Source organism: Nocardia suismassiliense, assembly GCF_900269665.1.
GTDB classification, from domain to species: Bacteria; Actinomycetota; Actinomycetes; order Mycobacteriales; family Mycobacteriaceae; genus Nocardia; species Nocardia suismassiliense.
Window position 1 is genome coordinate 2,273,270 of record NZ_LT985361.1, and the last position, 13,159, is coordinate 2,286,428.

At 68.9% G+C, this 13,159-nt stretch carries 12 protein-coding genes; 7 read left to right on the forward strand and 5 right to left on the reverse strand.

Annotated features, from left to right (window positions below):
- Positions 1 to 25 precede the first annotated feature (25 nt).
- Together DBO33_RS10100 and DBO33_RS10105 are read right to left on the reverse strand one after the other, a co-directional pair.
- Positions 26 to 1,576, reverse strand: a complete 1,551-nt coding sequence (locus DBO33_RS10100; RefSeq protein WP_107654793.1) for a glycerol-3-phosphate dehydrogenase/oxidase — start codon at positions 1,574 to 1,576, stop codon at positions 26 to 28.
- On the reverse strand, positions 1,573 to 2,193 hold the full coding sequence (locus DBO33_RS10105; protein WP_107654794.1) for a TetR/AcrR family transcriptional regulator: 621 nt from the start codon (positions 2,191 to 2,193) through the stop codon (positions 1,573 to 1,575). Before DBO33_RS10105 ends, DBO33_RS10100 begins: the two co-directional genes overlap by 4 nt.
- A gap of 138 nt (positions 2,194 to 2,331) precedes the next feature.
- Between DBO33_RS10105 and DBO33_RS10110 the strand changes: the two genes are divergently transcribed.
- Both DBO33_RS10110 and DBO33_RS10115 read left to right on the forward strand, forming a co-directional pair.
- Positions 2,332 to 3,909 (forward strand): FAD-binding oxidoreductase, encoded by a 1,578-nt coding sequence (locus tag DBO33_RS10110; RefSeq protein WP_107660133.1) that lies wholly within the window; start codon positions 2,332 to 2,334, stop codon positions 3,907 to 3,909.
- Positions 3,906 to 4,850, forward strand: a complete 945-nt coding sequence (locus DBO33_RS10115) for a diacylglycerol kinase (RefSeq protein ID WP_107654795.1) — start codon at positions 3,906 to 3,908, stop codon at positions 4,848 to 4,850. Before DBO33_RS10110 ends, DBO33_RS10115 begins: the two co-directional genes overlap by 4 nt.
- Positions 4,851 to 4,905: 55 nt before the next feature.
- Here the strand turns inward: DBO33_RS10115 and DBO33_RS10120 are convergent, their stop codons facing one another.
- Both DBO33_RS10120 and DBO33_RS10125 read right to left on the reverse strand, forming a co-directional pair.
- Positions 4,906 to 5,580, reverse strand: coding sequence for an AAA family ATPase (locus DBO33_RS10120; protein ID WP_234390764.1), 675 nt, complete (start codon positions 5,578 to 5,580; stop codon positions 4,906 to 4,908).
- 131 nt (positions 5,581 to 5,711) lie between these two features.
- Positions 5,712 to 6,305 (reverse strand): helix-turn-helix domain-containing protein, encoded by a 594-nt coding sequence (locus DBO33_RS10125; protein WP_107654797.1) that lies wholly within the window; start codon positions 6,303 to 6,305, stop codon positions 5,712 to 5,714.
- A 173-nt stretch (positions 6,306 to 6,478) separates the two neighbouring features.
- On the opposite strand from DBO33_RS10125, the gene DBO33_RS10130 reads away from it, so the two are divergent.
- Positions 6,479 to 7,402, forward strand: coding sequence for an NAD(P)/FAD-dependent oxidoreductase (locus tag DBO33_RS10130; RefSeq protein ID WP_107654798.1), 924 nt, complete (start codon positions 6,479 to 6,481; stop codon positions 7,400 to 7,402).
- Positions 7,403 to 7,534: 132 nt separating this feature from the next.
- Here DBO33_RS10130 and DBO33_RS10135 read toward each other — a convergent pair whose 3' ends face one another.
- Positions 7,535 to 7,849: a helix-turn-helix domain-containing protein gene (locus tag DBO33_RS10135; protein ID WP_199856573.1), complete on the reverse strand. Its 315-nt coding sequence runs from the start codon at positions 7,847 to 7,849 to the stop codon at positions 7,535 to 7,537.
- A 172-nt stretch (positions 7,850 to 8,021) separates the two neighbouring features.
- On the opposite strand from DBO33_RS10135, the gene DBO33_RS10140 reads away from it, so the two are divergent.
- The 4 genes from DBO33_RS10140 (at position 8,022) to DBO33_RS10155 (ending at position 13,032) form a co-directional block, all read left to right on the forward strand.
- Positions 8,022 to 10,697 (forward strand): valine--tRNA ligase, encoded by a 2,676-nt coding sequence (locus DBO33_RS10140; RefSeq protein WP_107654800.1) that lies wholly within the window; start codon positions 8,022 to 8,024, stop codon positions 10,695 to 10,697.
- On the forward strand, positions 10,694 to 12,163 hold the full coding sequence (gene folC, locus DBO33_RS10145) for a bifunctional tetrahydrofolate synthase/dihydrofolate synthase (protein WP_407670505.1): 1,470 nt from the start codon (positions 10,694 to 10,696) through the stop codon (positions 12,161 to 12,163). Before DBO33_RS10140 ends, folC begins: the two co-directional genes overlap by 4 nt.
- Positions 12,160 to 12,576, forward strand: coding sequence for a DUF4233 domain-containing protein (locus DBO33_RS10150; RefSeq protein ID WP_107654801.1), 417 nt, complete (start codon positions 12,160 to 12,162; stop codon positions 12,574 to 12,576). The genes folC and DBO33_RS10150 overlap by 4 nt, the downstream gene beginning before the upstream one ends.
- A gap of 207 nt (positions 12,577 to 12,783) precedes the next feature.
- Entirely contained in the window at positions 12,784 to 13,032 is a 249-nt protein-coding gene (locus DBO33_RS10155; RefSeq protein ID WP_107654802.1) for a hypothetical protein, read from the forward strand.
- Positions 13,033 to 13,159: the final 127 nt, after the last annotated feature.

Consider the following 13,159-nt stretch of genomic DNA (forward strand, 5'->3'; position numbering starts at 1 on the left):
CAACCTTTGGTGGTCGCGCCTGGACCTAGGTGGCCGGTGCCAAAGCGGCCACCGCGGCCGGGATGGCGGCCGCGCGGTCTTCGGCGATCAGGCCGATCCGGGTGCGGCGGTCCAGGAGGTCGTCGGCGTCGAGTGCGCCCTCGTGGGTGACGGCGAAGTGGAATTCCGCTGCGGTGACGTCTATTCCGGGTGCCACCGGTTGGGCTAGTGCCGGATTGTGCTGGGCGGCAGCGAGAACGGTCGCTGCTTCGCTGCCGTAGCGGTCGATCAACACCGGGGGTGCGTCGATGCGGTCACGAGCGGCGCCGGACACCGCGCCCACCAACGGAAGTCGTTTGGTGCGGCACGGGCCCGCGGTGAGTCCGGCGCGGGTGACGGCCGCATCGATGACGTCCTCGGCCATCTGGCGGTAGGTGGTGAGTTTGCCGCCGACGATGGTGATGACCCCGGTGGGGGAGTGCAGGACCGCGTGTTTGCGGGAGATGTCGGCGGTGCTGTCGTCGGCGGTCTTCAGTAGCGGACGCAGGCCTGCGTAGGTGCCGCGAATGTCGGCGCGGGTCAACGGTTCACGCAGTGCGGTGTTGATGGTGTCGAGCAGGAAGTCGATCTCGGTCTCGGTCGGTTTCGGTTCGTCCGGGACCGGGCCGGGGGCGTCCTCGTCGGTCAGGCCCAGGTACACACGGCCGTGCGCGGCGGGGAAGGCGAAGACGAAACGGCTGGTGCTGCCCGGCACCGGGACGGTCAGCGAGGCGGTGAGCCCGCCGAACGACGCGGCATCGAACACCAGGTGGGTGCCGCGACTCGGACGCAACTCGATGCTGGGATCGACCTCGTCGGCCCACACACCGGTGGCGTTGACGACGGCGCGGGCGCGCACGGACATGGTCTCGCCGGTCAGGGTGTCCCGGAGACGAGCCGAATTGCCGTTCACGTCAAGGGCTTCCACGCGGGTGAGGACCGTCGCGCCGTGCGCTGCCGCGGTGCGCGCCAATGCGACCACCAGCCGGGCGTCGTCGACGAGCTGACCGTCCCACGACTGGAGCCCGCCGCGTAGTCCGTCGCGGCGCACGGTCGGTGCGAGCCGCAGCGCTTCGGCGGCCGCGACCCGGCGGGAACGCGGCAGGATCGCGGCCGGGGTGCCCGCACCGCGGCGCAGCGCGTCGCCCGCCAGGAAACCCACCCGCACCAACGCGCTCTGCGCGGCTCCGATGCTGGGCAGCAGCGGCACCAGCTGCGGCAGCGGGCGGACGAGATGCGGCGCCGTGGTGCGGATCAGAATGCCGCGCTCGACGGCACTTTCGTGCGCGATGCCGACCTGACCGCTGGCCAGATACCGCAGCCCACCGTGCACCAGCTTCGAACTCCACCGGCTGGTGCCGAACGCAAGGTCGTGCCGCTCCACCAGCACGGTGCGCAGTCCGCGCGCCACCGCGTCGAGTGCGGCACCGACACCGGTTACGCCGCCGCCGATCACCAGAACGTCGATCTCGCCCCCGTCGCCGAGCTGCCGCAGCTCCCTGGTGCGGCGTTCCGCGTTGAGGGCCGAGTCGCCGGTGACAACCGAATTCCTGGTCATCGCAATGCCTTTCCGAGTTCGGTGCCGTGCCGATCGGCCGGCACGAGATAGCCGTCGAGTGCGTGGGACAGCTCCGTGTCCAGGTCGGCTCCGGCGAGCAGCGGTTCGACCGTGCCCGCCGACTGAACCGCGGATTGCGCGATCAGCAGGAGCATGGTGGCCAGCTGCTCGGGGTCGCCATCGCGAATGGACCCGTCCTGCTGACCTTCTCGGATGCCTGCGGCGAACAGCTCGATCAGCGCGCGCTGGTTGCGGCCGAGCCGGCCGAAGACGTAGGTGAGCATCAGGTCGGTGTCGGCCCGGAAGATCTTGCCGAACAACGGGTTCGAGCGAACCTTCGCAGCTCCCGCGACGATGCCGGTGACCAGCCGGGTGCGGCCGGGACCCCCGGTGGGCATGGTGGCGTCAACGATCGCGCGCAGCTCGCGGACCAGCAGCTCGGCGACCAGCGCCCCGGTGTCGGGCCAGCGTCGGTAGACGGTCGGCCTGCTGACGCCCGCGCGCCGGGCCACCTCGGTGAGCGTGGTGCGGCGCACGCCGAACTCCGCCACGCAGCGGCGGGCGGCCTCGAGGATCGCGAGATCAATGGCGGAGAGCGGGTCGTCGGGTGCGGTCAAAGGTTCACCTCGGTGAGGTCGGCTCGTTACTGCTTGACATTCTATGTCAAACTGTAACGCATGGTCGAGACGCAGAAGTACCCCGGCGACGCATCGGCTCCGGCAGAAAACTCGGGCGCAGCCGAGGCCGTGGCGAGTATGGTCTGGGATGCCTGGGGCATTCCGGCCGGACACAAGCCGTTATCGGCACAGATCCGGGGCCTGCTCACGCAGGTGTTCGCAGTGTCCGGCGACCCGGTGGCGCGCCGCGATGAGGGCGAAGTGCCACTTCGAGAGTCGGCGCTGACGCCTACCCGACGAGACGGGTTGGTCGAGGTGGTCGGCGCGCACAACGTCTCGACCGACGACCGCGACCGGTTGCGGCACGCGGGCGGTAAGAGCACCCCTGACCTGCTGCGTCGCCGTGCCGAGGGTCCGCAGGACGCCCCGGACGCCATCGTCTTCCCCGCCGATCACGACCAGGTGCTCGCCGTGCTGGCCTACTGCGCCGAGCACGCCATCGCGGTCGTGCCGTTCGGCGGCGGCACCAGCGTGGTCGGCGGCGTCGATCCGGTGCGCGGCCGCTTCGACACCGTGATCGCTGTGGACCTACGCAGGCTCGACGGAGTGTCCGATATCGACCCGGTCAGCGGCATGGCGACCCTCGGCGCCGGGCTCACGGGCCCGCGCGCGGAGGAACTGCTTCGGGCGCAAGGGCTTTCGTTGGGGCATTTCCCGCAGAGCTTCGAATTCGCCAGCATCGGCGGGTTCGCCGCCACCCGGTCGTCCGGGCAGGCCTCGGCGGGGTACGGGCGGTTCGACGACATGGTCCAGCGGCTGAAGATCGCCACCCCCAGCGGCACACTGGAACTCGGCCGTCCGCCTGCGTCGGCGGCGGGCCCGGACCTGCGTGAGCTGTTCGTCGGCTCGGAAGGCGCACTCGGTGTGATCACCGAGGTCACCGTGCGCGTCCACCCCGTGCCGGAAACCACTGCCTACCAAGGGTGGTCGTTCCCCGACTTCGAAACCGGTGCTGCCGCACTGCGTTCGGTCGTGCAGGCCGGCGCCGCACCGACGGTGCTTCGCCTGTCCGACGAGGCCGAGACCGGGGTCAATCTGGCCCGCTCCAGCGATATCGGCGGCAACGCGGTCGCCGGCTGCCTGGCCATCACCACCTTCGAAGGCTCTGCCGCGCATGTCGCGGCACGCAGCGCCGAGGCGAGCGCCTTGCTCACCGCGGCGGGTGGCACCGCGCTCGGCGAAACCCCGGCCAGGGAATGGGAACACGGCCGCTTCGGCGCGCCGTACATGCGCGATGCGCTGCTGGACGTCGGCGTGCTGTGCGAAACACTGGAGACCGCGACGACGTGGGCGAACCTCGGCACGCTCAAGGCGAAGGTGACTGCCGCGCTGACCGATTCGCTCACCGGGCAGGGCACCCCGCCGTTGGTCATGTGCCACATCTCGCACACCTACCCGACCGGTGCGTCGTTGTACTTCACCGTCGTCGCCAAGCAGCTCGATGATGCGATCGCGCAGTGGCACACGGCGAAACAGGCTGTCGGCGACGCGATCGTGGCCAACGGCGGCACCATCACCCACCATCACGCGGTCGGCACCGACCACCGCCCGTGGCTGCCCGCCGAGGTCGGCGATCTCGGGGTTCGCGTATTGCGCGCGGTGAAAGCCGAATTGGACCCGGCGGGCATCCTCAATCCTGGAAAGCTGATCCCGTGACGCAGAATTCGATCCGGACCGTGCGTGCCGTCACCGTGGTGACCAACCCGCGCGCAGGACACGAGGTCGCGGACGCGGCAATGGCACGTTTGCGGGCACGCGGTGTCGACGTCGCCGAGGTGCGCGCACCGTCGGCCGCCGAAACGGTTCGGCTGGTCCGGGACTCGATCGCGCAGGGCCACGGCGATGCGGTGGTCTGCATCGGTGGTGACGGCCTGATCAACGTGACCCTCGACGCCGTCGCGCACACGGGTGTTCCGCTCGGCATGGTCCCGGCGGGTACCGGCAACGACCTCGCCCGGGAACTCGGCGTGCCCACCGAGGACCCGGCCGCTGCGGCCGATCTAGTGGCCGACGGAAAGATCCGGACCATCGACCTCGGCCGGATAGAACCGTCCGCACCGGGATCGACACCGATGTGGTTCGTCACCGTCACCGGCACCGGGTTCGACGCCCGAGTTACCTTGCGCGCCAACGCTATGCGCTGGCCCAGGGGTCGTCTGCGCTACACCGTCGCGGCGCTGGCCGAGATCTCCGGCCGGTTCACCGTGCCCTATCGGGTCGAACTGACCGGCGCGGTCACCGAGGGGCTGACCAACCCGGGGACGGGTTCGGAAGTGGCCACCAACGCGGTGATGGTCGCGGTCGGCAATACCCGCACCTACGGCGGCGGCATGCTGATCTGCCCGGACGCGGTGCTGGACGACGGCCTGCTCGACCTCACCGTGGTCGGCGGTCTGTCCCGGGTGGAGATGCTGCGGCTGCTGCCCGCGCTGTCCGCGGGCAAACGACAGAATCACCCCGAGGTCAAGCAGTATCGCGCCGCCGAGATCACCCTGACCGCGCCCGGCGCCCCGGCGACCGCCGACGGTGAACCCGCGGGCACCCTGCCCGTCACCATCCGTGCGGTACCCAGCGCGCTGACGGTGCTGGTTCCCTGAGGAGCTGGCCTGCCCACGCCGACGGTCCGTTCTTCGGGTGGCGCGAGCGAACTTCCTACGCGGCGAAGGTGACCCGGTTCATCTGATTGATGTTGCTCCGGTCGACGATCACCAGTGACTCGGGCGCGGGTCGCATACCGCCACCGGTCCGCAGTCGCTGCATCAGCCGCTGCCAGCGAAAGCAGTGCAGCACGAAGGTCATTCGATTGGACCGTCGCCCGCGCGACTGTTGCCCGGCGCGCGCCACCGCGGCGGGCACATCGAGCAGGATCACGTGCAACTCCCTGCCGTACCCCGCGGCCCAGAGGGCGATGATCCACCGCGCCCAGCCGGTGGTGGCACAGTCGTGGATGACCACCGGTCCCTCCGTATCCCGCAGTGCCCGGCGAATTCCCGCGAAGTGCACGACATGGACAACCGGCCGCCACAGCGAATACGGCAGCCAGCCGAGCCGGTGCCGCAACCGATTCCGGGCTTGCAGCGAGTCCAGCACGAGCGATCCTTCCGGACCGCCGGAGGGGTCTTCCGCCTCGGTGGTGGCGCCGAAGAACCGGCGCAGCACCGTGCTCTTGCCCGCCCCCGGTATTCCGGCGACGACCAGCGCCGCCATCGGCGGATACTGCAATTCGTCGATGACCCGGCCGCGCAGATCGTGCACGGCATCCGGTGCGAGGAAAGACGTTATCGCCTCGGGGGAGTGTGGTGGCAGCACGACGAGCGGAGGGTTCACCTCTTCCAGAGTCCCTAGCCGGACTTGTTCCGGCAACGGGGAAAACCCTGATTTTTCACTCACATCCTCCAGCCTCCGCATCCGCGGCCGATATCGCAACAACGGACAATACGGGCGCGGTCGAATCGTGACTATCCCGTTCGGCCGCCGCGGCTGCGCGCGCGGACGTGCATGCGCTCGCCCTGGCTCCCGAAGAGGCTGAGGATTTCGACCGGACCGCGGCCGGTGGAACCGAACCAATGTGGTTGCCGGGTATCGAATTCGGCGGCTTCGCCTGGTCCGAGGACGATGTCGTGCTCGCCGAGCACCATCCGTAGCCGACCGGACAGTACGTACAGCCACTCGTACCCTTCGTGTACGCGCGGCTCCGGCTCGGTGCGGTCGGCGGGCATCACCATTTTGAAGGCCTGCAACGGGCCAGGCTGACGAGTGAGCGGAAACACGGTGATACCGTTCACCTTTCGTGCTGGGGCGTGCACGCGGGGGTCGGCGATCTTCGGTGCGGCGACGAGTTCGTCCAGCGGCACCTGCAAGGCCATCGCGATCGGCAACAGTAGCTCCAGACTGGCGCGGCGCTGCCCGGACTCCAGCCGGGACAGGGTGCTCTTCGAGATCCCGGTGGACTCCGCCAAGGCCGTCAGCGTGACATTGCGGTGCGTGCGCGCCGCCTTGAGCCGCGGACCGATATCGGCGAGCGCGGCGGCGATGGTCGGCTGGTTCTGCATGACTCCAGTGCACCTCGAATTCCCGGAAACGGCAATATAAGTTGCTGTAATCGCGACGGGACGGGCAACCTCTTCGGCGGAGGTGATCGCTAGATGAGCGAGCGAAGCGAGCGAACAATGGACACAGCCGAGCATTCGCTCGTGCCGGAGCCGAGCGTCAGCGAGGCGGAGGCATGAGCGAGATGTACGACGTAGTGGTTATCGGCGGGGGCGCGGCGGGACTGTCCGCGGCGCTGGTGCTGACCAGGTCCATGCGCACGGTGGCGGTAGTGCGAGGTGGTGCGCCACGTAACGCCCCCGCCGAGCACATGCACGGATTCCTCAGCCGGGACGGCATGCCGCCGGGCGAGCTGCTGGAGCGAGGTGCGGCGGAGGTCGCCGGATACGGCGGCGACCTGATCGAGGACATAGTAGTGAGCGTCGAAAAGGTCGACGCCGGAGAAGATTTCACCGTTCGACTGGCAAGCGGACGGACCCTCACCGCGCGGCGCATCCTGGTCGCCACGGGGCTGCGCGATGAGCTGCCGGACCTGCCCGGCGTGCGCGAGCGGTGGGGCATCGACGTGCTGCACTGCCCGTACTGCCACGGATACGAGGTGCGCAATCAACCGCTCGGTCTGCTCGGCGGTGCCGATCCGCGGGTGCCGCACCTGGCTCTGGTGCTGCCGCAGTGGTCGGCCGAGGTGACCTTGTTCCAGCACACGATGGAGTTGACCGACACCGATCGGGCCCAGCTCACCGCGCGCGGCGTCCGCATCGTCGAGGGCGAGGTCGCCCGGCTCGTCGTCGACGGCACCTTGCGCGGCGTGGAGCTGTCCGACGGACGCGCGGTGCCCTGCTCGGCCATGTTCGTCGCGCCTACCTTCGTGCCCAACGCCGACCTGCTGCACGCCCTGGGGTGTGACTTCGACGAGAAGGGCTGGGTGGTCGCCGACCCGTCCGGGCGGACCAGCGTGCCGGGCGTCTGGGCGGCGGGCAACGTCGCGAATCCCGCGGCCCAGGTCGTCGGCGCGGCGTCGGCGGGCTATTCGGCGGCCGTCGCGATCAATGTCGACCTGGCCCAAGCGGCCGCCCAGATGCCCGTTTCGACCGGTTAATCCGGAGATCGGGGGTAGAAAATGCCGGAAGCTGAGAATTGCTTATGGATTCGAGAACCCTTCCAGCTGGGACGGTAAGCTTTCTGGTGTAGGCGGAGTCTTCGGTGTCCCTCATCCACCGAAGACTCCGCCTTACTTTTTGTCCGTATCCCGGGCAATCTCGTTGTGCGGCAACCGGTGCCGCGATCCCAGTCGCCGCAGGCAGCGCACTTCCTCCTCGGTCAGCAGCAGGGCCCGCGCGATCCCGGCGAGCACCTCGTCCGAGACGTGGGTCACCCGGCCGAGCTCCAGCCGGGTGTACTGATCGACGCTCAGCCCGGCCAGCTGGGCCACCTCTTCGCGACGCAGCCCGCTCACCCGGCGTGGGTTGCCGACGGGCGGCAGACCGACTTGCTCCGGCGCGATCGACGCGCGCTTGCCCCTCAGGAATTCGCCGAGCTCACTCACGTCGGCAAGTTTCACATGACCCGAGGCTCGGCCTGCTCACCGCGCCGCGAGCCACCGGGCTCAGCCGCCGTCCGGCCGCCACCGCGCACCGAATCGCCGCACGACGGGATTGATTCCGGCGTCGCCCCGCACCCTGCGGAAAACGGTTGAGCCCGACCACTAGAATCGTCGGGTGACCAGCGCAGCCCCTGACAATTCGCGTAATCGTGCCGATGCCCTCCCCAAGAGCTGGAACCCCGGCGAGGTAGAGGCCTCGATGTACGAGCGCTGGGTAGCCGCTGGTTATTTCGAGGCCGACGCGACCAGCGACAAGCCGCCCTACTCGATCGTGCTGCCGCCGCCGAACGTCACCGGCAACCTGCACATGGGCCACGCCCTCGACCACACGATCATGGACGCCCTCACCCGCCGCAAGCGCATGCAGGGTTACGAGGTGCTGTGGTTGCCCGGCATGGACCACGCCGGCATCGCCACCCAGACCATCGTGGAGAAGCAGCTCGCCGTCGACGGCAAGACCAAGGAAGACTTCGGCCGCGAACTGTTCATCGACAAGGTGTGGGACTGGAAGCGCGAGTCCGGCGGCGCCATCCAGTGGCAGATGCGCGCCCTCGGCGACGGCGTCGACTGGAGCCGTGACCGGTTCACCATGGACGACGGCCTCTCCCAGGCCGTGCAGACGATCTTCAAGCGGCTCTACGACGCCGGACTGATCTACCGCGCCGAGCGACTGGTGAACTGGTCGCCCGCGCTGCGCACCGCCATCTCCGATATCGAGGTCAAGTACGAGGACGTCGACGGTGAGCTCGTCTCGCTGCGCTACGGCTCGCTCGACGACAACGAGCCGCACGTGATCGTGGCCACCACCCGGGTGGAGACGATGCTCGGCGACACCGCGGTGGCCGTGCACCCGGAGGACCCGCGCTACCGCGCGCTGATCGGCACCACCCTGGAGCACCCGATCACCGGGCGGCAGATCCCGATCATCGCCGACGACTACGTCGACCCCGAGTTCGGTTCCGGCGCAGTGAAGATCACCCCCGCGCACGACCCGAACGACTTCGAGATGGGGCTGCGGCACAACCTGCCGATGCCCAACATCATGGACGAGCGCGGCCGGATCATCGACACCGGAACCGAATTCGACGGCATGGACCGGTTCGAGGCCCGCGTCGCGGTGCGTGAGCGGTTGGCCGCGGAAGGCCGCGTGGTCGCCGAGAAGCGCCCGTACGTGCACAGCGTCGGGCATAGCGAGCGCAGCGGTGAGCCGATCGAGCCCCGCCTGTCCATGCAGTGGTGGGTCAAGGTGGACACGCTGGCCAAGGCCGCGGGCGACGCGGTGCGCAACGGCGACACCGTGATTCACCCCGCCAGCTCGGAGCCGCGCTGGTTCGACTGGGTCGACAACATGCACGACTGGTGCATCTCCCGGCAGCTCTGGTGGGGTCACCGCATCCCGATCTGGTACGGCCCCGAGGGCGATGTCATCTGCGTCGGCCCGGACGAGACCGCGCCCGAGGGTTACGTGCAGGACCCGGACGTGCTCGACACCTGGTTCTCCTCGGGCCTGTGGCCGTTCTCCACCATGGGCTGGCCCGACGCCACCCCCGAACTCGAGAAGTTCTATCCGACAAGCGTTCTCGTCACCGGGTACGACATCCTGTTCTTCTGGGTGGCCAGGATGATGATGTTCGGTACCTATGTCGGCAACGACTCGGTGCTGACAGCGGGCAAGGAAGGGTCGCAGGTTCCGTTCAAGGATGTGTTCCTGCACGGCCTGATTCGCGACCAGTACGGCAAGAAGATGTCGAAGTCGCGCGGCAACGGCATCGACCCGCTGAGCTGGATCAACGAATACGGTGCCGACGCATTGCGATTCACCCTGGCTCGCGGCGCGCAGCCCGGCGGCGACCTCTCGGTCGGCGAACAGCATGCGCTCGCCTCGCGCAGCTTCGTCACGAAGCTGTTCAACGCCACCAAGTTCGCGCTGATGAACGGCGCGCGCACCGGTGCACTGCCCGACCGCGCCCAGCTCACCGACGCCGACCGCTGGATCCTGGATCGGCTCGAAGAGGTGCGCGCCGAGGTGGATTCGGCGCTGGACGGCTACGAGTTCGGCAAAGCGTGCGAGGCGCTGTACCACTTCGCCTGGGACGAATTGTGTGACTGGTACCTGGAATTGACCAAGGTGCAGTTCGCCGAGGAAGGCGCGCGCGCCGACAACACCCAGCTGGTGCTCGGCACCGTGCTCGACGCGGTGCTGCGGCTGCTGCATCCGGTGATCCCGTTCGTCACCGAGTCGCTGTGGCAGGCGCTGACCGGTGGTGAGTCCCTGGTGATCGCCGCGTGGCCGCAGGCCTCCGGCGTGCCGACCGATCAGGTGTCGGCGCAGCGCATCGCGGACACGCAGCGGTTGATCACCGAGATCCGCCGATTCCGTGGCGATCAGGGCCTGGCCGACAAGCAGAAGGTGGCGGCCAAGCTCATCGGCCTCGACACCGCCGGCCTCACCGAACTGCACGACTCCGTGGCGAACCTGGCCCGGCTCACCGAACCTGGCGACGACTTTGCGGCGACCGCAACCGTCGAGGTCCGGCTGAGCGGCGCCACCGTCACCGTCGAGCTGGACACTTCGGGTGCGGTCGACCTGGACGCCGAGCGCCGCCGCTTGGAGAAGGACCTGGCCGCTGCCGAGAAGGAATTGGCGGGCACCACCGCCAAACTCGGCAACGAGGCTTTCCTCGCCAAGGCGCCGGAACCGGTGGTCGTGAAGATCAAGGACCGCCAGGAAGTCGCCGCCAGCGAGGTGGCGCGCATCGGTGCCCGGCTCGCGGAACTGAGCGGCAAATGAACCACGAACCCGAACCCCAGTACGGCGACGAGCTCCGGCACCCGGCCGCCGGACCACGGCTGAGTTCCGGGCCGTCGCCGGTCGAGCTGGCCGAAATGGCGCTGGTGGAGGCCGAACTCGACACTCGCTGGCCGGAAACCAAGATCGAACCGTCGCTCACCCGCATCGCCACCCTGATGGATCTGCTCGGCTCGCCGCAGCAGAGCTACCCGGCGATCCACGTCGCGGGCACCAACGGCAAGACCTCGGTGACCAGGATGATCGACGCGCTGCTCACCGCGCTGCACCGGCGCACCGGCCGGATCACCAGCCCGCACCTGCAGCTGGCCACCGAGCGGATCAGCATCGACAACGCGCCGATCACGCCCGCCAGGTATGTGGAGACCTACCGCGAGCTGCAACCGTTCATCGAGATGATCGACGCGCAGTCGGCCGAGGTGGGCGGGCCGAAGATGAGCAAGTTCGAGGTGCTCACCGGCATGGCTTACGCGGCGTTCGCTGAAGCACCCGTCGACGTGGCGGTGGTGGAGACCGGCCTCGGCGGCACCTGGGACGCCACCAACGTGATCGACGGCCAGGTCGCGGTGATCACCCCGATCGGGCTGGACCACACCGACTACCTCGGCACCGATCTCACCTCCATCGCGGGGGAGAAGGCCGGGATCATCAAACGCGCGCCGGAGAGCCTGATTCCGCGCGACACCGTCGCGGTGATCGCCGAACAGGACCCCGAGGCGATGGAGGTGCTGCTGCGCCGCGCCGTCGAGGTAGACGCCGCGGTGGCGCGCGAAGGCGGCGAGTTCCGGGTGCTGGCCCGGCAGATCGCGATCGGCGGCCAGCAGCTCGAACTGCAAGGCCTCGGCGGGGTGTACGACGAGATCTTCCTGCCGCTGCACGGCGAGCATCAGGCGCGCAACGCGGTACTCGCGCTCGCGGCGGTCGAGGCGTTCTTCGGCGCCGGTGCCGACCGCCAGCTCGACATCGAGGCCATCCGTGCGGGTTTCGCGAGCGTGACCAGTCCGGGCCGGCTCGAGCGGATGCGCAGCGCGCCGACCATCTTCATCGACGCCGCACACAACCCGGCGGGCGCGCAGGCGCTGGCCTCGACGTTGACTGCGGAGTTCGACTTCCGCAAGCTGGTCGGTGTGGTCTCCGTGCTCGCCGACAAGGACGCCGACGGCATCCTCACCGCGCTGGAACCGGTGCTCGACGAAATCGTCGTCACCGCCAACGGTTCGCCGCGCGCGATGGACGTCGACCTGCTCGCCGACCTCGCCGTGCAGCGCTTCGGCGACGAGCGGGTGATCACGGCGCCGACACTGCCGGACGCGCTGGAGACCGCGATCGCCATTGCCGAGGAAGTCGGCGAGTCCGGGGAGATGGTGTCCGGCGCCGGGGTCGTGGTGACCGGCTCCGTAGTGACGGCGGGCGCGACGCGTGCGCTGTTCGGAAAGGACCCCGCATGACCGAGCCCGCCGCACAACCCGATTCGGTGCCCGAACCCGCGACCGATCCGTGGAAGGGCTTCCGCGGGGTGATGGCGGGCACGCTGATCCTCGAGGCGATCGTGGTGCTGCTGGCGCTGCCGGTCGTCGGCTCGGTCGGCGGCGGGGTGACCTGGGCGTCAGGGACCTACCTGGTGGTGCTCGCCGTGGTGATGTTCCTCGGCGCCGGATTACAGCGCCGGTCGTGGGCGATGTCGTTCAATCTCGGGCTGCAGGTGTTCGTGCTGCTCGGTACCTTCATCCACCTGTCCATCGGGATCATCGGCGTGGTGTTCGCGGTGGTGTGGGGCTTCATTCTGGTGCTGCGCGCGGATGTGCGCGGGCGGATGGAGAAGGGGCTGCTGCCGAGCCAGCGGATCCAGCGGTCCTCCTGATCCGAGGACGTTCCCCTTTACCTGTACCGACTGCTGCCGCCGGCTCTTCGGCTACCCCTTTGCGCCCGCGCGATGCCCCTGTCGTCGGGGTCGAAAGTCTTGGGGTCGAGACAATTTCGGTCTGCCCAGCCGCACCGCTACTCCCTACCGTGGCCGCTGATACGGCGTCGAAGAGGGCGCCGTACGGCTAGCGAAGGAGTAGTGCTTATGAAGCGGATTGTGGCGAATAGTGTTGTGCTCGGGGCGATCGCGGTGGGCACGATGATCGGAGCGGGACAGGCGACCGCCGAACAAGGTCTGCGCTTGGAGCCTGCTGGGCCGGCGCCTGCCGCGCCGGTCGGTGCACCGGAAACCGGGTCCGCGACCGGACTGACCAAGCTGCTGTCGACTCTCTCGGGTTCCGCGGACTGTGGAATCGGTGGCAGGCCGCCGACGGGCAGCAACTTCCTTTGCTGACCTGCGCCGGAACCTTCTGATCCACCCTCGGTGCCCCGCCCCGTTCCCGGTGGCGGGGCACCGTCGTGTCCCCTGCGCCATGACGCACGCACCCCCAGACGAACGCTGGTTCGGTACCCGGCGGGGG

Excerpts from the sequence above, each read along its gene's own strand:
- DBO33_RS10100 (WP_107654793.1), bottom strand. The coding sequence starts at position 1,576 with ATGACCAGGAATTCGGTTGTCACCGGCGACTCGGCCCTCAACGCGGAA.
- DBO33_RS10110 (WP_107660133.1), top strand. The coding sequence starts at position 2,332 with ATGGTCTGGGATGCCTGGGGCATTCCGGCCGGACACAAGCCGTTATCG.
- DBO33_RS10125 (WP_107654797.1), bottom strand. The coding sequence starts at position 6,305 with ATGCAGAACCAGCCGACCATCGCCGCCGCGCTCGCCGATATCGGTCCG.
- DBO33_RS10130 (WP_107654798.1), top strand. The coding sequence starts at position 6,479 with ATGAGCGAGATGTACGACGTAGTGGTTATCGGCGGGGGCGCGGCGGGA.
- folC (WP_407670505.1), top strand. The coding sequence starts at position 10,694 with ATGAACCACGAACCCGAACCCCAGTACGGCGACGAGCTCCGGCACCCG.
- DBO33_RS10150 (WP_107654801.1), top strand. The coding sequence starts at position 12,160 with ATGACCGAGCCCGCCGCACAACCCGATTCGGTGCCCGAACCCGCGACC.
- DBO33_RS10155 (WP_107654802.1), top strand. The coding sequence starts at position 12,784 with ATGAAGCGGATTGTGGCGAATAGTGTTGTGCTCGGGGCGATCGCGGTG.